This window comes from Ramlibacter albus, assembly GCF_014297445.1.
Classification (GTDB): Bacteria; Pseudomonadota; Gammaproteobacteria; order Burkholderiales; family Burkholderiaceae_C; genus Ramlibacter; species Ramlibacter albus.
Window position 1 is genome coordinate 68,419 of sequence record NZ_JACORU010000014.1, and the last position, 19,877, is coordinate 88,295.

Here is a 19,877-nt window from a genome sequence, read left to right on the forward strand (position 1 = left end):
CTTCAACCCGGCGACTTGCTGGATTCTTCGTCGATGGCCTTCTGCACGGCCTTGTAGAACGCCTGGCGCGCCGCGCTCGCCTTCGGGTCGCGCGCACCCCCTGCCCAGTTCGCGTTGCTCGCGATCACGAGCTTGCGCTTCGTGTCGACGAGCAGCCCCTGCCCGAAGATGCCGACCGCGGTGAAGGTGCCGTCGTCCCAGGTCCACCACTGGTAGCCGTAGCCGCGGCCCGGCTGGTCGGTGGGCACGCGTTGCGAGGTGGCTTCAGCCAGCCAGCCGTCCGGCACGATCGGCTGCCCGTCGACTTGCGCGCCATTGGCGATGAACTGCGCAAAGCGCGCGAAGTCCCGCGTCGCCGCCTGGATGCAGCACCCGCTGATCTCCTTGCCGGTCTTGCTGAGGATCCAGGTCGCCTGCTGCTCCATGCCGGCGGGTTGCCAGATTTTCTCGGACAGGTAGTCGGCCAGCGGCTTCTTCGTCGCGTTCGAAACGAGGATGCCCACGAGGTTGGTCTCGCCGGTGCTGTAGTTCCAGCGCGTGCCCGCCGGCGCCGCGCGCGGCAGCTTGCGCAGGTAGCTCACCAGCGCATCCACGCCTTCCTCCGGCTTGTGGTTGTTGAAGCGCGCGACGTCGGAGTTCGGGTCCGAATAGTCCTCGTTCCATTGCACGCCCGATGTCATCGTCAGCAGCTGGCGGATGCTCACGTCGTCGTACGCGGAGCCCTTCATCTGCGGGATGTAGGTGCTGACCTTGTCGTCCATGCTCTTGATGTGGCCGTCGCGCAGCGCCGCGCCGACCAGCGTGGACGTCATCGACTTGGCGACGGAGAAGCTGGTCCAGCGGCCGTCGCCGTCGAAGCCGAGGCCGTAGCGCTCGAAGCGGATCTTGCCGTCGTGCACGATGACGATGCCGGCGGCGCGCTGCCCGGCCATGTACGCGTCCATGTCGAGCGGCAGCTTCAGCGGCGCGCCCTGTGGCAGGGGCGACGGCTTGCCGCTGGCCGGGATCGGGCGGGCCTTGGCAAGGATGGGCAGGCGGTCGAGCGCGCGGAAGGCGGCGTCGCGCTGGTCCTGGCTCCAGAAGAGCAGGTCGCGGTTGGTGGGCAGCGTGGCGATCAGGCCGCGCGTTTCCTTGTCCAGGCTGAACCAGCCGGCCGTGCCGCCCACAAGGGCGACGCCCAGCACGCCGAGGGCGAGGGTGCGGAACTTCAATGCAGTCTCCTCCGGATGTCGTGGCCTCCATTGTGTGCGAAGCTCGCGGCATGGCTACGATGTTCGACATTCATACTTTCCATGGACCGCAGAGCGGCCCGCGCCTGCTGGTGCTGGGCGCCGTGCACGGCAACGAGACCTGCGGCACGGTGGCGATCGGGCGCGTTCTCGACGAACTGGCAAAAGGGGAGCTGCGCGTCGTTCGCGGCTCGCTCACGCTCATCCCCGTGACCAACCGCCTCGCCTACGAGCGCGGCGCCCGCGCCGGCGACCGCAACCTCAATCGCAACCTCGCGCCCACGGCCACGCCGCAGGACAACGAGGACCGCATCGCCAACGAGCTGTGCCCGGTGCTGGCGCAGCACGACGTGCTGCTGGACCTGCATTCCTTCCACTCACCCGGCGAGCCGTTCGTGATGGTCGGGCCTTACGACAACAAGGGTTCGCTCGAGCCGTTCTCGCACGCGGCGGAAGAGGAAGCGCTGGCGGCGTGCCTCGGCGTCACGCGCGCGGTCGACGGCTGGCTGGACACCTATGCGCGCGGTGCGAGCCGGCGCGGGGGCAGTGCCAGGTACGGCATGGGCACGACGGAGTACATGCGCAGCGTGGGTGGCTATGGCGTGACGCTGGAATGCGGGCAGCACGAGGACCCGCGTGCACCTGGCGTTGCGTATGGCGCGATCCATCGCGCGCTCGCGCAGCTGCAGCTGATCGACGCGCCTGCGCCGCAGCGCGTGCCTGATATCCAGACGCTGCGGCTCGTGGAGGTGGTGGACCGCGCGGATCCGGGTGACCGGTTTGCGCGCGAGTGGAAGAGCTTCGAGCCCGTCCGCGCCGGTGAAACGATCGGGCTGCGCGCGAACGGTGAAGCCGTTACTGCGCCCGCCGACGGGTTCGTCGTGTTCCCGAACACGAAGGCGGAGCGGGGCGCGGAGTGGTTTTACTTTGCGCAGCAGGTGGAGCGGCTCTAGGTTTTTGCGCGGCGCGACCTCGCGGCAACGCCACGCCCGGCGCAAGGGATCGAGTAGCGGTCGCGTCAGCGGCCGCGAGCGACGCCGTAGCCATCGCGCCGCAGCCTGCCCACGCGCGGATTTGCCCGCGAGGTCGAAGAGCGCGACGGTCAGCGCGCGAGAGAGGCAACGATCAACCGAACAGCCGCGCGCTGTCGATGATGGGCACGGCATGCCCGCCGTGCACGAAGCACGAAACCGCGTAGTGACGCCAGACGCCTGCTGGCTCGGGCAGTTCGCACGCCGGGCAGTCCTGCGGCAGCAGGAACAACTCCGGCAGCGCATCCAACGCCACGGCGGCATGTTCGAGTGGCCGGCCGGGGGCGGGCTGCCAGGCAACGACCAGCGCGTAGCGCGGCTGCTCGAGGACAGGCTCACCGGCCAGGACGTCGACGTCGAGCAACGCGATCCACCGGCCTTGCCACGCGAGCAGGCCGAGTGCATGGCGTGGTGCACCCGGCACGGGGACGGCCCGCGGCTGCTCCACCACTTCGAGCGTCGCATGCGAAGGCAGCGCCCACCAGCCGCCGCGCCGCAGGGGCAACAGCCATGCCCGGGATGTGCCTGCTGCCGAAGGCTGCGGCAGGGATTCGAAGTCACGCCGCATGGGCGGCCTCCGCGAACGCCAGCACGGCATCGGCACGAACGGCGAACGCCATCTCGCCGTCGATCAACGCGTAGTGCCGCAGCACGCTGCCCGCGTCGCACAGCGAAGGCGGCAAGGCATGCAGCTCGAGGTCGAAAGCGATCAGAACGCGCAGCTCGTTCCACGCCCAAAGCGTGCCTTCATCCCCGCGCAATGACGCGGCCACGAAGCGGTCCGCCGGGCAGGCCGGCAGGCGCTGCATGCGATCGGACAGGGCCGCAAGCTCGATCCCGCTCGACTCGCCCACATGGAACGCCGCACCCACGTCCTCCTGCGGCAGCAGCAGGCGCAGCCCGCCGGCACGCAGCAGCACGTAGTTGCCGCGCGCGAGCATTCGATCGTCACGCATGGATCGCCTCCCGGATCGTGCGCAGCAGCTCGCCGTCGTTGTAGGGCTTGGTGAGGTACGCATCGACGCCCGCCTGCTGCGCCATGCGGCGGTGCTTCTCCTGCGAACGCGACGTGATCATGATCACCGGCAGGTCCTTCGTGTCGGCGCGTGCCTTCAGGTGCGACGTCAGCTCGACGCCGTTCATGTTGGGCATCTCCAGGTCGGTCAGCACGATCTTCGGGCGAAAGCCGCGCAGGGACTCGATGGCTTCGAGCCCGTCGCGGGCCGCTTCCACGCGGAAACCTGCGTCCTGCACCAGGTTGCGCAAGGCCGTGCGCACCGACAGCGAATCGTCGACGATGAGCACGCCGGGCACTTCCTGCTTCGAAGCCGTCGGCGCGTCGCTGCCGCCCGCGTCATGCACGCGGCGCGAGGCACGCGCCAGCAGCTGCGGCAGCTCCAGGTTCACCGCCACGCTGCCGTCACCGAGGATCGACAGGCCGGCCACGCCACGCACGTGCCGCGCATAGCGGCCGGGGTTCTTGACCAGCAGTTCGCGCGCATCGACGAGGCGCTCGACAGCCAGCGCATGTGAGCGGTTGTCGAAGCGGACGATGACGACGTCGTGGTCCACCAGCGCACGGCCGGCATCGCGCGGCAAGCCCGCGGCTTCGGCCAGCAGGCGAGCGGGGTAGATGCGGTCCGCATGCCGCCACGCCAGGCTGTCGCCCACCTGCTCGAATTCGCCGAGCCCGCGCGGCACCGCCTGCTCGACGTGCACCGCCGGCAAGGCAAAGCGCTGCCCGGCGGCTTCCACCACCAGCGACTGCATCGTCGTGAGCGAGGCCGCGAAGCGCAGCTCGATCGTGCTGCCGCTGCCGGCCACGGACGAGATGCGAATGCTGCCGTTCATGGCGTTCACCCACTCGTGCACCACGTCCATGCCCACCCCGCGGCCGGAGACTTCGCTCACTGCATCGCGCGTGGAGAAGCCGGGCAGCAGGATCAGGCGCGCGATCTCGTCGTCGCCGAGCACCTGCTCGGCGGAGATGAGGCCGCGTTCGATGGCGCGGTTGCGGATGGCGGGCAGGTCGAGGCCGCGGCCATCGTCCGCGCAGCGCAGCACCACCTGCTGGCCCTGCCGCGAGAAGTCGAGCATGACGCGCCCCACCGGCGACTTGCCGGCGCGGCCGCGCACCTCGGGGCTCTCGATGCCGTGATCAACCGCATTGCGCAGCAGGTGCATCAGCGGTTCGGCCAGTCGCGACAGCACGTCGGCGTCGATCAGCGTGCCGCCGCCCTTGAGCACCAGCTCGGCCTGCTTGCCCGTGGCCTGGCAGGTGCTGCGCACGTTGCGGTGCAGTCGCGGCTCCAGCACCCCCACTTCGGTCATGCGGGTGCCGATCACCAGGTGCTGCATGTCCTTGCCCAGGCGCTGCTGGCGCGACTGCAGGCCTGAGAGCTGGGCGATCTCTTCTTCCAGCCGCAGCGCCATCGCGCGCGCGTCGGCCGCTTCCTCGATGAGGGCATGCGACGTGCTGTGAAGCTCGCTGTATTGGTCCAGCTCCAGGGAGTCGAAGCCGTCGTCGCGGCCGGCGCTGCCGGCGCGGGCGCGCATCGTGGCGAGCGAGCGCACGTCTACAACGGTCTCCAGCTCGAACAGGCGCTTCTGCACGCGCAGGTTCTGCGCGAGAAGTTGCCGCGAGCTGTCCACCAGCGCCTTCAACCTCGCTTCCATTGCCGCGCCGTGCACGGCCAGCTCGCCGGAGACGCGGAAGAGTTCGTCGATGCGGCGCACGCTCACGCGCATCGCGTTGCCTGAAGTGCTCGCTGCCACTGCCGCCTGCGGGACGGTTTCCACGGCGGGCGCTTCTTCGCTCCGCGCGAGCGGCGCGTCCAGTGACTCGCCGCGATCGATCCGGTTGGCCAGGTCCAGCACGTCCTGCAGCACGCGCTGCGCCTGCTGCGGGTACTCGTCCTCGCCCATCACGTAACCGACCATCTGCTCGACGCAGTAGGCCGCATCGAGCAGGGCCTCGGCGGCGGGCCGAGCGACGGCGCCACCGGCTTCCTCGAAGTGTTCGAGGATGTCCTCGAGATGGTGCGACACTGACGCGATGCCGCGCAGCCCGATGATCGACGCGCTGCCCTTGAGCGTGTGCGCCACGCGCTTGGCCGCCACCACGTCGGAGCTGTCGCCGCCGGCCGCCATGTTGCGTGCCAGCGCGACGAGGTAGCGCGCCTGCTCGGGCGACTCCTGCCGGAATCCTTCCAGCAAACGCTCGTCCACGTCCGCGGGCATCTCCAGCGCCACGTCCTCCGCGCTCGCCAGCACCGGCCGCTGCGGCTGCTCGTCGTCCGCCCCCGCTTCCACCTGCAGCGGCATCGCGCCGAGCATGTGCACGATCTTGCGGGCGGCGTCCTCGGGCAGCGGGTCGGGCGCGGTGCACAGGTGGTCCACCAGGCCCACGGCCGCCGACGGGTCGCTCAGGTTGCGCAGGTAGAACACCACGAGCGGCGGCCATGCGCGCAGGAAGTCCACGAGCGGCCCGCGTTCGCCCGCGGGCGTCACGGTGAGCAGCAGCCCGTTCTGCAGGACGTGGTCGCACACGGCCTGCAGGCCGGGGAAGCCCGCCAGCTCGGCGGCCTCGCCCATGCGCTGGGCCTGGCCGCTGTACTGCTCGCACAGGTCGAACAGCACGGGGTCGTCCTCGCCGAGCTGGGCGAGGGTGCCCAGGCACTCCTCGAGTTGGGCGCCGGCGCGTTCCACCTCGGTGGCCAGCGCCTCGACCAGGTCCTTGAGCTTCATGGCGCGCCTCAGGCGTGCGCCAGCTTGAAGACGTTCACCGACTCCACGAGGCGGCGCGCGGAGTCCAGCAGCGTCTCGGTTTCGCGGTTCTGCATCTCGATCTGCTGCGCGGTGCGCTCGGTGCTGTCGCCGATGCCCTGCACCGACTTCAGCAGCTCGGCGGACGCCGCCTTCTGCGTCTCGGACGAAGCCGCGATGCGCTGCACCTGCGCCACCAGCTCGCTGGTGATCTCCTGCGTCAGGCGCATCTGCTCGCCCGCCTTCTGTGCCTGCTCGGAGCCGGACACCACTTGCCCGATCGTCTTGTTCACCGTGGCGATGGTTTCGTTGGTTTCCAGCTGGATGTTGCTGACCAGCGTGCCGATTTGCTGCGTGGCGTTGCGCGAGCTTTCCGCGAGGCGCTGCACTTCTTCGGCCACGACCGCGAAACCGCGGCCCGCTTCGCCCGCCACCGCGGCCTGCATCGACGCGTTCAGCGCCAGCACGTGCGTGCGCTCCGAGATGGTGTTGATCAGGTTCACGATGCCCGTGATTTCCTGCGAACGCTCGCCCAGGCGCTTGATGCGCTTCTCGGTCTCGGCGATCGTCTCGCGGATCGACTCCATGCCCTGCACGGTGCCGTTCACCGTCTGCAGCGCGTTGTGCGTGGCCTGCGTGGCCCGCTCGGCGGAGCGGTTGCTCTGCGCGGCGAGTTCGGCCACCTGGTTCATGGTCTGCGTGGCGTTGGCGAGCGACTCGATCACCTCGCCGACGTTCTTGCGCTCGTGCTCGGCCGTGCGGCTCACGAGGTCCGCCTGGCCCTTCACCTTGCCGGAGGCCTGCGCCACGTTGCCGGCAATCGCGCTCACCTGCACCAGCACTTTCGCCGTCTCGTCGGCCAGCGCGTTCACGGAGTCCGACACCGTGCCGATGATGTCCTGCGTCACGGGGGCGCGGGCCGTCAGGTCACGTTGCGACAGCTGGTTCACGGCTTCGAGGATCGAGATCACCGAGTTGTTCAGCGCTTCGTTCTCCGCTTCGGCCTTCTGCTGCGCGGCCAGGCGTTCCTGCAGCAGCAGGTTCACCGTGCGGCCCAGGTCGCCCACTTCGTCGCGCGACTCGATGGATTGCAGCGCCGCGCTGTCGCCGGAGCGCACGCGCTCCACCGACTGCTGCAGGCCCGCCACGGTGGACGTGATGTTGCGCACGATCAGCGTGGCGATGACGGCGGCCAGCGCCAGCAGCGCGAGCACGGCACCGACGGTCTCGAGGCGGTCGGCACGGGCGGCGGACACGCGCGCCTGCAACTGGCGGCCCAGCAGCTCCTGCTGCGTCGCGGCCTTCTGCACCACTTCACGCGGCACGGACACTTCCTTGAGGTACGCCGCGGCTTCGATGGTCGGCACTTCCTTGCCCAGGATTTCCTTCTGCACGAGCGCGATGGCCTGGCCGGTGGCGCGCTGGATTTCAGCGATCTGCGGGCCGGACGTCGCTTCGAGTTCCGGCAGGGCGCGGATGGCGCGGCGCTGGTTGGACACGTAGCGGTCGAGGGAGTCGCTGAGGTCCTTCACCGTCTCGGCGATACGCGCGCGGTCGCTGGGCCGCATCGCATCGCGCAGCGCGGCTTCCACCTTGGCGGCATCGGCGCCGCTGCGGGCGGTGGCGATCTCCTGCAGGCGCGACACCACCGGGCTGCGCAGCTGGCCGAGCGACTCCGACAGGCGCGGCAGGTCCACCAGCGTCGAACGCGCGAGGTAGTAGGTCGCGGCGTCGGCGTCGAGGTCGATGCGGTAGGCGGCCGTGAAGTCCTCCACCAGGCGCAGCAGGCCGGCGATGGCGTTGATGTGGGCTTCCGTCACCGAGCGCTGGTCGATGCGGCGCGCGACGACGTCTTCCTTCAGCTTCAGCCATTCCTTCCTGAACGCGGCGACGCGGGCGTTGACGGCCGCGTCGTTGAGCGGCGCGACCTGCGCTTCGAGCTTCGCCAGCGCCGCGTCGGCTTCGGCGGCGTTCTTGGGCTGCGCCGCGCCGCGCTTCTCGTCGCCCAGCACGAAGTAGCTGGACGAGCCGCGGTGGTCCTGCAGCGTGCGCACGAGTTCGAGCGCGGCGGTGATCGCGGCGAGGCCGGACTCCTCCGTGTGCGCCTGCGCGATGGATTGCTCCACCGTCTTGACCAGGCGCCACACGGGGAAGGCCGCGAGCGCCACGGCAACGGCGCCGAGCAGGGCAAATTTCTGCCACAGCTTCAGGCGCGTGAGGAAATTCAGGCGAAGGCCGCCCCAGCCGCCGAGGCGGCCTGCAAAGGATGTCGTCATGTCAAGCTCCGGGAAGGGTGTCGTCGAGCGCGCGCTCGAAGGCGTCGAGCAGCGCCGCGCGGTCCAGGTCGAGCCACAGCTCGCCGGCCGTGAGCGCGCCGCCGCGCAGGTAAGGGGCCAGGCCTTGCGGCGCGGCGTCGGTGCCGGTGTGCTCGTGCGGCAGGATGCGAAGGCGGCGGGGCAATCCTTCGATCACCACGCCCGCCGAGTCGTCGCCATGCGACAGCACGAGCAGGTAGGCCTGTTGCGGCTCGGGCGCTTGCACGCCCGCGAACCGCGCGAGGTCGAACACGGGCACCAGCAACCCGTGCAAGTTGGCGATGCCGAGGAACCACTCCGGGGTGTTCGGCAGCTTGTAGACCGGCGGCATCTCGGTGAGCTCGCTGCCGTCTTCGTAACGCACCATCAGGCGCAGGGGGCCGCAGCGGAAAGCCTGCCGCAGCTCGTGCGATGCATCGTGCGCCGTCGGCGCGCCGCTCGTGGCGGCGGCGCGCGGCGCGTCCACGAACCCGCGCGTGAGCGCCAGGGCCGGGGGCACCAGGGTGAGGTTGGGGGGTAGCACGGCTTGCATGGCTGCCTCAGGCCGCCGCCAGCTGCGCGAGGATCTGCTCGGCGCTGTACGGCTTGCCGATGTAGCCGCGGGCGCCGAGCATGCGGCCCCACGCGATGTCGGCCTTCTGGTTCTTGCCGGTGACGAACACGACGGGGATGTCCCGCGTGGCCGCGTCGGACTTGAGCTGCCGCGTCGCGGCGAAGCCGTCGAGGTCGGGCATGTTCACGTCCATGAGGATGAGGTCCGGGCGCTCGCTGCGCGCGGACGCCACGGCCTGCTCGCCCGATTCGGCGCACACGACGCGGTGGCCCGCGCCGGACACGATGCGCTCCAGGTTCTGGCGGTCCACCACGGCGTCGTCGACGATCAGGACTTTGAGGGCCATCGCAGGGCTCCGCTCAGAGGGCCCGCACTTGCGAGAGGATCTGGTCGTCGCTGTAAGGCTTGGTCACGTAGCCCCTGGCGCCCAGCATCTGTCCCCAGGCCTTGTCGGCCTTCTGGTCCTTGGCGGTGACGAGCACGACCGGGATGTCCTTCGTGTCGGCGTCGTTGCGCAGCGCGCGCGTGGCGGCGAAGCCGTCCATGCCGGGCATGTTCACGTCCATCAGGATCGCGTGCGGCTTGCTGCGCTTGACGCTGGCGAGGGCCTGCTCGCCGTTCTCGGCGGTGGCGACGCTGAAGCCGTTGGCGGCCAGCAGCTGCTCGAGGCGGGCACGGTCAACCTGGCTGTCTTCGACGACGAGGATGGTGCGGGTCATGGTTGTCCTTTCAGGGTTGGGTGATTCAATGCGGGGCCACGTGGCGCGCGACCACGCCGCGCAGCTCGTTGGGGTCCACGGGTTTGGTGAGGTAGGTGTCGCAGCCGGCCATCTTCCCGCGCACGCGGTCGAAGGGCGACGACTTGCTGGTGAGCATGACGACGGGGAGCTGGTGGCCGTTGCGGGCGCGAGCCTTCAGGCGCCGGCACGCTTCGAAGCCGTCGATGCCGGGCAGCAGCACGTCCATCAGCACGCAGGCGTAGTTGCCCGCGGCGGCCGTCTCGATACCCTGTTCGGCGCTTTCGGCCTCGTGCACCTCGATGCCTTCCTTCTCGAGCATCGAGCGCAGGTAGTTGCGCACGGCGAGGCTGTCGTCGACGACGAGCACGCGGCGGCTGGCCACGGAGGCCGCGGGTGCGGCCGCGGGTTGTTCGCGCGGCGCGAGTTCGAGCGCGCGGTACAGCAGCACGGGCAGGATCGGCCACTTGATCTGGCGCTCGGCGGCCATGTGCTGCGGCCGCGTGGTCTTGGCGCCGGCCCAGATGGCGGCGCGTTGCGGCAGCCAGGGCTGCGCCGCGGCCCACTGGACGGCGGCCGAGTCCTGCGCGTCGATCAGCACCACGTCCGCCGCGTGCGCGTCGGCTTCGGCCAGCAGGTCGATGCGCGGCGCGCGGCGCTGCGAGAGCTTGACGGTGCCTTCCAGCAGCTTGTGCTCGATGGCGCTGAAGCCCTTGACCGCCAGGCGCACGACGGCGGCGGTGTCGAGGGTGGGCGTGGTGGTTGGGGACATGGCGGCTTGGCGTTCAGGTGTTGGTTGGGATGCTAGGCACCGGTGGTGGTTTGCGGCATCCATGCGTTGACAGGCTGGGGATACAGAGTTACCCCGATACCGGGCTCAGGCGCCGCGAAGCTGCCGAAGTCGCGCACCGTGCACCCGGTGGCATCCAGCACGGTGCGCAGCATCGGCTGCTCCAGCGAGCGGCGCGAGACGAGGCGCACCCGGGTGAAGCCGTCGCGGTGGGGCACGTCGACGTACGCCGCGCCGACGTCGCCGGAGCGCAGGCGCGCGTTGGCGAAGCGCTGGTACACCACGGGGCTGCCGTGGCGCTCGCCCAGCTTGCGCAGCTCGTCGAGCGAGGCGTTGGGGTCGGCGGCGACGTAGGCGACGTCGTGGTCCGGCAGCGCGCTCCAGGTGCCGTGCCCCGGGGCCACGCAGGGCTCGCTCAGGCGGCGCCAGACGGCCAGCGGCTCCTCCTGCGCGAGCGGCGAGCGCCGCAGCCACTCGATGCCGCGCGCGAACTCCGTGGGGGTGTGCTGGCTCTGCGTGGCCACCACGCTGATCGGCTGCGCCAGCGTGGCCGGGCCGGTGCTGCGGTGGACGATGCGCTGCCCCGCATTGCGGGTGTCCGACGCGGCGATCGCGATGCCGTTTTCCACGGCGTCCCGCGCGCCCTCGAACCAGCCCACGAACCAGCCGTGGGTGTACAGCCAGGCGGAGCGTGCCCGCACGTTCTTCTGGCAGAAGTCGTTGCGCAACGTGAGCAGCACGTTGACGGGCGAGCTTTCCACGCGCGCCACGCTGGCGCAGATGACGCGTAGGACGTGTGTCTTGGGCATGGCGGGATCGTAGGAACCGGGGGCCGCCCTGCCCATCCATGCGTGCGGCGCACGCGCATACCGAATTACCCCTAGGGAGGATGCAGCGGCCTCATTGCGCCGGGTCCACCAGCCCGCTGCGCACGGCGTAGCGCACGAGGCCCGCGAGATCGCGGATCTCCAGCCGGTCCATGATCTGCGTGCGGTGCGTCTCCACCGTCTTGATCGACAGGTCCAGCTCGCGCGCGATCTCCTTCGACGAGCGCCCCAGCGCGATCATGCGCAGGATCTGCGTCTGGCGGCTCGTGAGGCCCGGGCTGGGGCGGTTGCCGCTGAAGGCCTGCGTCAGCTTGCGGGTGACGGCGGGGCTCAGGTAGACGTCGCCCCGGCGCAATGCGTCGAGCGCGAGCCCCAGCTCCTCCACCGCCGCATCCTTGATCAGGTACCCCGCGGCGCCGGAGCGCACGGCCTCGGCCACGTACTCGTCGTTGTCGTACATGGACAGCAGCAGCACGCGCGTGGGCAGTTTCGCCGCCGTCACGTTGCACAGCACGGCCAGGCCGCTGAGCTTGGGCATGGCGATGTCCAGCAGGGCCGCGTCGGGCCGCAATTCCTGCACGAGGCGCCAGGCCTCCTCGCCATCCGTGGCCTCGGCGACCACTTCGACGTCGGCCATGCCATCGAGGAGGGCGCGCAGGCCCGCGCGCACGAGGCGGTGGTCGTCGGCGAGCACGACGTGCAGCTTCGTCACGGCTGCGCCTTCCAGGGCAGGCTCACGCGCAGCCGGGTGCCCACGCCGCGCGTGCTTTCCATCGCGAACTCACCGCCAAACTCGCTCACACGTTCCTCCATGCCCGCCAGCCCCAGCGACACCGCCTGTGCCGTGCCATCCCGGGGGAGGTCGAAACCCACGCCATCGTCCATCACCTCGATTGCCAGCTCGCCCTCCCCGGCCTCCAGTATCACGCCGACGCGCGTCGCCTGCGCATGCCGCACCACATTCGTCAGGGATTCCTGAACGACGCGGAATGCGACCAGTTCCAGGCCCGCCTCTGCACGGGGCGGGTCGAGCCGGCAGCGCAGCTCGATGTTCGGGATCGCCGGCCGGATGAACCGCTCCACCAGCCACTGCAACGCACGCTCCAGCCCGAGGTCGTCCAGCAGGTGCGGGTGCAACGAGGCGCTCAGGTCGCGCGTGCTTCGCAGCGCCTCCTCCACCAGGTCCACCGGCGTCACCATCGCGGCCGCGGGGTCGTCGATGGTCGGGCGCTTCGCCAGCGAACCCAGCTGCAGCTTCAGCGCGGTGAGGATCTGGCCCACCTGGTCGTGCAGGTCGCGCGCGATGCGGCGGCGCTCGTCCTCCTGCGCCACCAGCATCTGGTTGGAGAGGCGATGCAGCCGCTCGTTGTTGCGCTGCAGTTCGCGCTCCTTGATGCGCAGCGCCGTGATGTCGTTGCTGACGCCCACCAGGCCCAGCACCGAGCCGTCGCGGCGGCGCAGCGCCTGCAGCCGGAACTGCACGTACTGCTCGTTGCGGGCGTCGGAGAGGTCCAGCTCGCACTCGACTGCCTCGTTGGAGGCGAGCGCCCGCGTGTCCATTTCGGCCACCATGCGCGCGCGCGCGGGGCCGATGACCTGGTCCACGGCTTTGCCGTCCACCTCGTCACGGCTGACGCCGTTGCGCCGCTCGAAAGAGGTGTTCACTCGCATGAAGGTGCCGTCGGCAGCGCGCAGGCCCAGCGGCAGCGGGATCGCGTCGATCAGCTGCTCGTGGTATTCCGCCTGTTCCTCGAGGCGGTCCCGGTAAGTGCGCCGCACGAAGAAGGCGGCGGTGATGACGGCGGCCAGCAGGGCGAGCAGCAGCACCACCTGCGCGCGCACCATCTCGGCCTGGCTCACCTGCAGGTCGATGCGCCGCCGCACGCAGTCCATCAGCATGTCGCCTGTGCCGCCGCGCGCGAGGCAGGTGTCGACAATGCGCCCGGCGCTCTCGAACGGCCAGTGCGCGATCGCGGCGATGAGCGAAAGGGCGCACAGCGCCATCGCGATGCGCAGCACCACGAGCACCGCCCCGCGGCGGCGCAGCCTGCGTTCACTTTCTGCGTCGTACTGTTCCACTGCGCTGCCATGGTGCCACGGCCGGGGGGCAAAGCCATAATCACCGGGACATGGCCCTGCTCGAGCTCCTCCTGATCCTGCTGCTGTCCGCCGTGGCCCTCGGCTGGGTGGCGCGCCACTTCAAGTTCCCGTACCCGATCGCGCTGGTGGCCGGCGGTGTGGTCCTGGGGCTGGTGCCCAACCTGCCGGTGGCCACGTTCGACCCGCAGATCATCCTGTTCGCGGTGCTGCCGCCGATCCTCTACCAGGCGGCGCTGCTCACCTCGTGGTCGGACTTCAAGGCGAACATCCGGCCGATCGGCATGCTGGCGATCGGCCTCGTGGTGGTGACCACGCTAGCGGTGGGCGCGGTGCTGAAGTGGCTCGTCCCCGACGTGCCGTGGGCCGCGGCGTTCGCGCTGGGCGCGATCGTGTCGCCGCCCGACGCGGTGGCCGCCACGGCGATCCTCTCGCGGCTGAACATGCCGCGGCGCATCGTGACCATCCTCGAAGGCGAAAGCCTCGTCAACGATGCGTCGGGGCTGGTGCTCTACAAGTTCGCGGTGGCGGCGGTGCTCACCGGCGCCTTCTCGTTCATGGAGGCGACGGCGCAGTTCGCGCTGGTGTCGGTCGGTGGCGTCGCCGTGGGTGTCGCGCTCGCTTTCGTGTACATCGGCCTGCACAAGAAACTGGGCGACCCGTTCATCGAGACGCTGACGGTGCTGACGATTCCCTACACGGCGTATCTCGCGGCGGAGTCGGTGCATGTCTCGGGCGTGCTCGCCGTCGTCGCCGCGGGGCTGGTGCGCGGCCGTTATGCGCCGGAGATCGTCTCGGCCGAGATGCGGATCATGGCGCGCTCGGTGTGGAACCTGCTCGTGTTCCTGCTGAACAGCCTCGTGTTCATCCTGATCGGCTTGCAGATCAACGCGGTCGTCTCCGTGAACCTGCGGCTCTACTCGCCGCTGCACCTCGCGGGCATCGCCGCGGCCGTGACGGCCACGGCCATCGTCGTGCGCTTCCTGTGGGTGTTCCCGGTCGCCAACGTCGGCCAGCTGCTGGAGAAGGAGAACAAGGACGGCGGCGAGCTGATCATCATCGGCTGGTGCGGGATGCGCGGCATCGTGTCGCTGGCCGCCGCATTGGCGCTGCCCCTCGCGCTGCCGGACGGCACGCCCTTCCCGCACCGCGACCTGATCATCTTCATCACCTTCGTCGTGATCGTCGCCACGCTGGTGGGGCAGGGCCTGACGCTCACGCCGCTGATCCGCTGGCTGAAGGTGGGCTCCAACTGGAGCCTGCACGACGAGCAGATGCGCGTGCGCGCGGCCATGAGCGCCGCGGCACTCGCGACCATCGACGACGTCATCGCCCGCGAGCAGATCTCGCAGGAGTGGGCGCAGCGGCTGAAGGCGGAGGTGTCCGACCGGATCGCGCTCGCGACGAGCGAGGACGAGCAGCTCACGCCGCGCATGGAGACGATGACGCGCCTGCGCCACGCGGTGATCCGCGCCGAGCGCAAGGAGCTGCTGCGCCTGTGGCAGGGCAACGAGATCGCCGACGAGGTGATGCACCACCTGATGGAGCTGCTCGACTACGAGCAGGCGCACCTGCCGCCGGTTCCGGTGGCGGCACCGGAGGGCCCCGCTACCCGGGACTCTACCGATACCCTGGAGACCCCGCGCTCTTAAACTGCCTTCGATGGCGGTCGAGATCGAAGCAGTACCCATCGCCGCGGCCCCCGGCTGAGGACGGCGCATGGACGACCACCGCCTCCTCTTCGGCGACATCCACAACCACAACGCGCACGGGTATGGCGTCGGCTCCATCGAGCGCTCGCTCGACATCGCGCGCACGCACCTCGACTTCTTCGCATTCACCGGCCACTCGAGCTGGCACGACATGCCCGCCATGGAAGGCGGGCGCGAGCGTCACTGGATCGACGGCTTCAAGCGCCTGAAGGACACCTGGCCGCGCGTGCAGCAGGTCATCGCCGACGGCAACCGCGACAACGCCTTCTGCGCCTTCCTCGGCTTCGAGTGGCATTCGTCGCACTGGGGCGACCAGTGCGTGGTCTTCCCGGGCGACCACCGCCCGTTGCACTACACGTCCGACCCGCACGAGCTGCGGCGCTTCTGCCGGGACGAGAACGCGCTGATGATCCCGCATCATCTCGCCTACCCCAGCGGCCACCGCGGCGTGAACTGGGATGCATTCTGCGAGGAATGCACGCCGGTGGTGGAGGTCTATTCCGAGCACGGCAACGGCGAGGAAGACCGCGGGCCGCTCACGTACTTCAGCCACTCGATGGGCGGGCGGCAGACGTCGAACACCGCCGCGGCGGGCCTGGCCAATGGCCTGCGCTTCGGCTTCGTCGGTTCGTCGGACGACCACGCCGGTTTCCCCGGTGCCTACGGCGAGGGCCTCATGGCCGCGTGGGTGAAGGACTTCACCCGCGAAGGCATCTTCGAGGCCATCCGCGCGCGCCGTACCTATGCGCTCACCGGAGACCGCATCGAGGTCGACTTCCGCGTCGACGGCGCGCCGATGGGCAGCACCATCGAAGCCGGGGCGCAGGTCGAAGTCGCTTTCGACGTGCGCGGCCGGGACGAGATCGACGTGGTCGAGGTCATCCAGGACGGCCACATCGTGCACCGCGCGTACGCGGACGAAAGAGTCGACGCCCCTCGCGCTTTCGACTCGCCGGTGCAGCTGCGGCTGGAGTGGGGCTGGGGCCCGTGGGGCGCACTGGCGCTGGACCGCGTGTGCGACTGGGCGATGCGCGTCGAGGTGACGCACGGCCGCCTGCTGCGCCACTTTCCCTGCCTGCAGTCGATGCCCTACGACGAGCAGCGGCGCCATCGCTTCACGCCGGAGGGGGATCGCGCGCTGGCAATCCGCTCCTACAGCGCGCGCCAGGGGGCCTACCGCGAGAACCCGAACCAGAGCGTCGTGCTCGAGGTTGCTGCATCGGTGGACACGGTGCTCCAACTCACGTTGACCGAGCCCAGCCCGCAGCACACGTCCAGCCGCATGGCCGACCTCTTCAAGGGCTCGCACAACCTGTTCACCGGGGGCTTTCCGAAAGAGGGTTACCAGTGGCATCGCCTGGTGCCGCTGGCCGCGTCGTCGCTGGCCGGCAGGGTGACCCTGGCCGTGCCGCCGCGGCGCTCGCACGTCTACCTGCGCGTGAAGCAGAAGAACGGGCAGCTCGCCTGGGCGAGCCCCGTGTTCATCAACTACCGATAGGCCGCCGATGAAGATCGAACGCGTCGAAGTGTTCCCGGTCCGCCTGCCGCTCAAGGGCGTGCTGACGCTGCCGCGCGGCGCGTCGCGCACGCTGGACGAAGGCAAGCGGGTCGCGCTGGTGAAGGTCACCGACGAAGACGGGAACGTGGGCTGGGGCGAGTCGGGGCCGTCGCGGCGCTGGTCGGCCGAAACGCTGGAGTCCTGCGTGAGTTCGCTGCGGCAATACCTGGCGCCGGCGGTCGTCGGGCACGACATCTTCGACATCGCGGGCCTGCACGAGCGCATGAACCGCGAACTCGCCGTCGGCCTGGACCCCGGCCAGCCGATCGCCAAGTGCGCGATCGACGTGGCGGTGCACGACCTCATCGGCCGCCGGCTCGGCATCCCGGTGCAGAGCTGGCTCGGTGCCAAGCGCGCCGACTCCGTGCAGCTCGCGCGACTCGTGTCGGCGGCCTCGCCCGAGGAGGCCGCGCGGATGACCGAAGAGGCGTGCGAGGAAGGCTTTCGCGGCTTCAAGGTGAAGGTGGGCCACCACAAGGCGCTCGATGCCGACATCGTGCGTGCCGTCGTGGGCGCCGCGCGCGGCGGCTACGTGTGGGCGGATGCGAACCAGGGCTACACGCTGGACGAGGCGCTGGCGATGAGCCGCGTGTTCGAGTCCCTCGGCCTCACGCTCTTCGAGCAGCCGGTGGCCATGAGCGACGTCTACGGCATGCGCAAGCTGCTCGCCGCGACACCGCTGAAGATCGCGCTGGACGAAGCCGCCATCGGCCTGCCTTTCGTGGTGGAGCTGATCCGCCGCGAGGCGGTCGAAGGACTGGCCATCAAGGTCTCGAAGGTCGGCGGCCTGCACTACGCGCGTCAGATGTGCGACCTGGCGCTCAACGCCGGGCTCACGCTGATCGGCTCGGGGCTGATGGACGCTCCCATCGGCTTCGCGGCGTCGGTGCACCTGTTCGCCGCGTACGGCATGGCGCTGCCGGTGGACCTGAACGGCCCGCAGTTCATCGCCGAGGACTACCTCGCGCAGCCCTTCCCCGTGCGCTCGCAGGTGGCTTATGTGCCGCAGCGGCCGGGGCTGGGCATCGACATCGACGAGGACAAGGTGCGCCGGTTCGCCTTGCCCCTGAATTTCTGAGAAGTAGAAAGGAGCCGCTCATGTTCCGTACCCTCGCTGCCGCCGCCTGCGCCCTCGTGCTGGCCTGGACTGCCCCGCAGGCCGCCGCCCAAGGTTGGCCGAATCGGCCCGTGAAGCTGCTGGTGGGCTTTCCGCCGGGCGGCTCCACCGACCTTGCCGCGCGCCTGCTGGCGGCGCGGCTGTCGCAGACGCTCGGGCAACCGGTCGTCGTGGAGAACCGCGTCGGCGCCAGCGGCAACATCGCTTCCGAAGCGGTCGCGCGCGCGGCGCCCGACGGCTACACCTTGATGATGGCCGCGACGTCGTTCGCCGCCGCGCCTGCGTTCTTCGACAAGCTCGGGTGGGACCCGGTGAAGGACTTCACGCCCGTGTCGCTGGTCGCGACAGTGCCGATCATGGTGGTGGCAACGCCGGCGGTGCCCGCGAAGACGATCGGCGAGCTGGTGGCCTGGTCCAAAGCGAACCCCGGCAAGCTGAACATGGCTTCCCCCGGGCCGACGACGCTGGTGCGGCTGTCGGGCGAGCAGTTCAAGCAGGTCGCCAAGGTCGACTGGGTGACGGTGCACTACAAGGGCGGCGCGCCGGCGATGCAGGACCTGTTGGCGGGCCATGCGCAGGTGATGTTCGCCAACATCTCGGACGTGCTCGAGCAGGTGCGCGGCGGCAAGCTGCGCGCGCTGGCCGTCGCCACACCGAGGCGTAGCGAGATCGCGCCCGACGTGCCCACCATCGCGGAGTCGGGCTACCCCGGGTTCGCCTTCTCGACGTGGCAGGCCGTGGTGGGCCCTGCGGGCATGCCGGCCGAGGCGGTGCAGCGGCTCAATGGCGAAATCCGCAGGATCATGGCCCTGCCGGAGGTGAAGGCGCAGTTCCTGCAGCTGGGCACCGACGCCGCAACGAGCACGCCGCAAGAGCTGGCCGCCTTCGTCGCCGAAGAAGTCGAGAAGATCAAGGCGGTGACGAAGTCGGTGGGGGCGACGACGAATTGAAGTGAGCCGGCCGCCGGTCGCCGGTAATAGCGCACAGGAAAGCAGTGACGCAGCTCCTTCGCGACCGGCCCGGCAGGCGTGAGCATCCGTCCATTCGCAGGGAAAGGACGGCAGGCATGGTGGCAGGCGGTTGGCACGTGGTGCAAGGCGGCGGAAGCGGCGCCTGGGCCGGCTCGACGCTGCTGCCTTACCTCTCGCGCCACTCCGCCTATGAAACCTACCTGGACAGCCATGGCCTGGCGGTCGAATCGCTCCTGCGCGAAGCGGGCCTCTTCGACCGCGTGCAAGCCGGTCTCGCCGTGCTGTGCGAGCTGCGCGCCAGCCTCGATGGCTGCTTCATGGAAGTGGTGCACTGGGCCGACGTGGAAGTGATGTGGATCTTCAGCGGCGCGGCGGAGGCGGGCTTGCCGCTGGATGGCATCGAGCCGCGCGAGCTGCGCAAGCGGCTGGGCGGGCTGCACCAGCGTGTGGCGGACCGCATGTCGCTCGCCCGCCATGGCGAGATCGACCTCGAGGCGGCGCTGTGCGCGCTCGTGTCGCGCCTCGTCGCGTGGGACACGCAGCCGAAGCTGCGCCTGGCCGATGTGTGGAAGCGCGGCACCGGTGTGCTGGAGCGCATGCTCAAGGGCGGCAGTGGCTCGCGCGCGGCGCTCGAGCCGGAACACGAACTGGCGCTCGTGCTGGACAGCGCGGGCGTCGAATACCTCCAGCAGCGGATCGCGCGCGCCGGCTAGCGCCTAGGCCGCCGGACGTAGTAGTTGTCGACGTCCACCTGTTCCACCAGCTCGAACCCGTGCCGCGCGTAGAAGCGGTTGGCGGGGCTGCCGCGCAGCGCACCGACGCCCACGTCCACCTGCAATTCATCCGCCCGCGCGAATACGTGGCGCAGCACTTGCGCGCCGATGCCGCGGCCCTGCCACTGTGCCTTGAGGTAAAGGTGGTCGAGCCACAGGCTCGCGCCTTTCCACTTGAGCACGTAGAAACCGGCGCGCTCGCCGTTGGCGACGATCTCGTGCGTGGCGTCGGGTGAGAAGGCGTCCAGGAAGCGGTTGCGCGCCCGCTCCGGGTCGAAGCGGCCCGCGCGTTCGAGGCTTTCACGCATCGCCTCCACGCGCAGCGTGGCGAGCGCGTCGCCGTCTTCGCGCGACACGGGTCTGAACTGGATGTGCAGGCTCACGGGTGCAGCATAGCGCGGG

Annotated in this window: 19 protein-coding genes; 6 read left to right on the forward strand and 13 right to left on the reverse strand. The window is 69.9% G+C overall.

Annotated elements, in window-relative coordinates:
* Positions 1 to 2: 2 nt before the first annotated feature.
* Positions 3 to 1,211: a serine hydrolase domain-containing protein gene (locus tag H8R02_RS26465; RefSeq protein WP_187084522.1), complete on the reverse strand. Its 1,209-nt coding sequence runs from the start codon at positions 1,209 to 1,211 to the stop codon at positions 3 to 5.
* A gap of 50 nt (positions 1,212 to 1,261) precedes the next feature.
* On the opposite strand from H8R02_RS26465, the gene H8R02_RS26470 reads away from it, so the two are divergent.
* A complete protein-coding gene (locus tag H8R02_RS26470; RefSeq protein WP_187084523.1) occupies positions 1,262 to 2,182 on the forward strand; it encodes a M14 family metallopeptidase in 921 nt (306 codons plus the stop codon).
* 172 nt (positions 2,183 to 2,354) lie between these two features.
* Here the strand turns inward: H8R02_RS26470 and H8R02_RS26475 are convergent, their stop codons facing one another.
* The 11 genes from H8R02_RS26475 to H8R02_RS26525 form a co-directional block, all read right to left on the reverse strand.
* Entirely contained in the window at positions 2,355 to 2,828 is a 474-nt protein-coding gene (locus tag H8R02_RS26475; RefSeq protein WP_187084524.1) for a chemotaxis protein CheW, read from the reverse strand.
* Positions 2,818 to 3,216 carry a hypothetical protein gene (locus tag H8R02_RS26480; RefSeq protein WP_187084525.1) on the reverse strand — a complete coding sequence of 133 codons (399 nt, stop codon included), beginning with the start codon at positions 3,214 to 3,216 and terminating at the stop codon, positions 2,818 to 2,820. The genes H8R02_RS26475 and H8R02_RS26480 overlap by 11 nt, the downstream gene beginning before the upstream one ends.
* Entirely contained in the window at positions 3,209 to 6,007 is a 2,799-nt protein-coding gene (locus H8R02_RS26485; RefSeq protein WP_187084526.1) for a hybrid sensor histidine kinase/response regulator, read from the reverse strand. The genes H8R02_RS26480 and H8R02_RS26485 overlap by 8 nt, the downstream gene beginning before the upstream one ends.
* An 8-nt stretch (positions 6,008 to 6,015) precedes the next feature.
* Positions 6,016 to 8,301 carry a methyl-accepting chemotaxis protein gene (locus H8R02_RS26490; protein WP_187084527.1) on the reverse strand — a complete coding sequence of 762 codons (2,286 nt, stop codon included), beginning with the start codon at positions 8,299 to 8,301 and terminating at the stop codon, positions 6,016 to 6,018.
* Between the two features lies 1 nt (position 8,302).
* A complete protein-coding gene (locus H8R02_RS26495) occupies positions 8,303 to 8,872 on the reverse strand; it encodes a chemotaxis protein CheW (RefSeq protein ID WP_187084528.1) in 570 nt (189 codons plus the stop codon).
* A 7-nt stretch (positions 8,873 to 8,879) separates the two neighbouring features.
* A complete protein-coding gene (locus H8R02_RS26500; protein WP_187084529.1) occupies positions 8,880 to 9,239 on the reverse strand; it encodes a response regulator in 360 nt (119 codons plus the stop codon).
* A 13-nt stretch (positions 9,240 to 9,252) separates the two neighbouring features.
* Entirely contained in the window at positions 9,253 to 9,612 is a 360-nt protein-coding gene (locus H8R02_RS26505; protein ID WP_187084530.1) for a response regulator, read from the reverse strand.
* Positions 9,613 to 9,637: 25 nt separating this feature from the next.
* On the reverse strand, positions 9,638 to 10,402 hold the full coding sequence (locus H8R02_RS26510) for a response regulator (RefSeq protein WP_187084531.1): 765 nt from the start codon (positions 10,400 to 10,402) through the stop codon (positions 9,638 to 9,640).
* Positions 10,403 to 10,434: 32 nt separating this feature from the next.
* Positions 10,435 to 11,229, reverse strand: a complete 795-nt coding sequence (locus H8R02_RS26515) for a hypothetical protein (RefSeq protein ID WP_187084532.1) — start codon at positions 11,227 to 11,229, stop codon at positions 10,435 to 10,437.
* A 91-nt stretch (positions 11,230 to 11,320) separates the two neighbouring features.
* The gene (locus H8R02_RS26520) at positions 11,321 to 11,959 is read right to left on the reverse strand and encodes a response regulator (protein WP_187084533.1); all 639 of its coding nucleotides are present in this window, start codon (positions 11,957 to 11,959) and stop codon (positions 11,321 to 11,323) included.
* Positions 11,956 to 13,326, reverse strand: coding sequence for a PAS domain-containing sensor histidine kinase (locus H8R02_RS26525; protein WP_187084534.1), 1,371 nt, complete (start codon positions 13,324 to 13,326; stop codon positions 11,956 to 11,958). Before H8R02_RS26525 ends, H8R02_RS26520 begins: the two co-directional genes overlap by 4 nt.
* 50 nt (positions 13,327 to 13,376) lie before the next feature.
* Here H8R02_RS26525 and H8R02_RS26530 point away from each other — a divergent pair, with 50 nt between their 5' ends.
* The 5 genes from H8R02_RS26530 to H8R02_RS26550 all read left to right on the forward strand — a co-directional run bounded on the left by H8R02_RS26530 (position 13,377) and on the right by H8R02_RS26550 (position 19,415).
* Entirely contained in the window at positions 13,377 to 14,996 is a 1,620-nt protein-coding gene (locus H8R02_RS26530; protein ID WP_187084535.1) for a Na+/H+ antiporter, read from the forward strand.
* A 67-nt stretch (positions 14,997 to 15,063) separates the two neighbouring features.
* Positions 15,064 to 16,554, forward strand: a complete 1,491-nt coding sequence (locus H8R02_RS26535) for a DUF3604 domain-containing protein (RefSeq protein ID WP_187084536.1) — start codon at positions 15,064 to 15,066, stop codon at positions 16,552 to 16,554.
* A gap of 7 nt (positions 16,555 to 16,561) precedes the next feature.
* On the forward strand, positions 16,562 to 17,692 hold the full coding sequence (locus H8R02_RS26540; protein WP_187084537.1) for a mandelate racemase/muconate lactonizing enzyme family protein: 1,131 nt from the start codon (positions 16,562 to 16,564) through the stop codon (positions 17,690 to 17,692).
* Positions 17,693 to 17,712: 20 nt separating this feature from the next.
* Positions 17,713 to 18,681, forward strand: coding sequence for a Bug family tripartite tricarboxylate transporter substrate binding protein (locus H8R02_RS26545; RefSeq protein ID WP_187084538.1), 969 nt, complete (start codon positions 17,713 to 17,715; stop codon positions 18,679 to 18,681).
* 116 nt (positions 18,682 to 18,797) lie between these two features.
* Entirely contained in the window at positions 18,798 to 19,415 is a 618-nt protein-coding gene (locus H8R02_RS26550) for a hypothetical protein (protein ID WP_187084539.1), read from the forward strand.
* Here H8R02_RS26550 and H8R02_RS26555 read toward each other — a convergent pair.
* Complete coding sequence (locus tag H8R02_RS26555) at positions 19,412 to 19,858, reverse strand: GNAT family N-acetyltransferase (RefSeq protein ID WP_354004978.1); 447 nt, start codon at positions 19,856 to 19,858, stop codon at positions 19,412 to 19,414. The two genes, H8R02_RS26550 and H8R02_RS26555, sit on opposite strands and share 4 nt — an antisense overlap.
* Between the last annotated feature and the right edge of the window lie 19 nt (positions 19,859 to 19,877).

Coding starts and splice junctions, on each gene's coding strand:
- H8R02_RS26490 (WP_187084527.1), bottom strand. CDS start 8,301: ATGACGACATCCTTTGCAGGCCGCCTCGGCGGCTGGGGCGGCCTTCGC.
- H8R02_RS26535 (WP_187084536.1), top strand. CDS start 15,064: ATGGACGACCACCGCCTCCTCTTCGGCGACATCCACAACCACAACGCG.
- H8R02_RS26470 (WP_187084523.1), top strand. CDS start 1,262: ATGGCTACGATGTTCGACATTCATACTTTCCATGGACCGCAGAGCGGC.
- H8R02_RS26545 (WP_187084538.1), top strand. CDS start 17,713: ATGTTCCGTACCCTCGCTGCCGCCGCCTGCGCCCTCGTGCTGGCCTGG.
- H8R02_RS26510 (WP_187084531.1), bottom strand. CDS start 10,402: ATGTCCCCAACCACCACGCCCACCCTCGACACCGCCGCCGTCGTGCGC.
- H8R02_RS26475 (WP_187084524.1), bottom strand. CDS start 2,828: ATGCGGCGTGACTTCGAATCCCTGCCGCAGCCTTCGGCAGCAGGCACA.
- H8R02_RS26550 (WP_187084539.1), top strand. CDS start 18,798: ATGGTGGCAGGCGGTTGGCACGTGGTGCAAGGCGGCGGAAGCGGCGCC.
- H8R02_RS26505 (WP_187084530.1), bottom strand. CDS start 9,612: ATGACCCGCACCATCCTCGTCGTCGAAGACAGCCAGGTTGACCGTGCC.
- H8R02_RS26495 (WP_187084528.1), bottom strand. CDS start 8,872: ATGCAAGCCGTGCTACCCCCCAACCTCACCCTGGTGCCCCCGGCCCTG.
- H8R02_RS26540 (WP_187084537.1), top strand. CDS start 16,562: ATGAAGATCGAACGCGTCGAAGTGTTCCCGGTCCGCCTGCCGCTCAAG.
- H8R02_RS26515 (WP_187084532.1), bottom strand. CDS start 11,229: ATGCCCAAGACACACGTCCTACGCGTCATCTGCGCCAGCGTGGCGCGC.
- H8R02_RS26500 (WP_187084529.1), bottom strand. CDS start 9,239: ATGGCCCTCAAAGTCCTGATCGTCGACGACGCCGTGGTGGACCGCCAG.
- H8R02_RS26530 (WP_187084535.1), top strand. CDS start 13,377: ATGGCCCTGCTCGAGCTCCTCCTGATCCTGCTGCTGTCCGCCGTGGCC.
- H8R02_RS26480 (WP_187084525.1), bottom strand. CDS start 3,216: ATGCGTGACGATCGAATGCTCGCGCGCGGCAACTACGTGCTGCTGCGT.
- H8R02_RS26485 (WP_187084526.1), bottom strand. CDS start 6,007: ATGAAGCTCAAGGACCTGGTCGAGGCGCTGGCCACCGAGGTGGAACGC.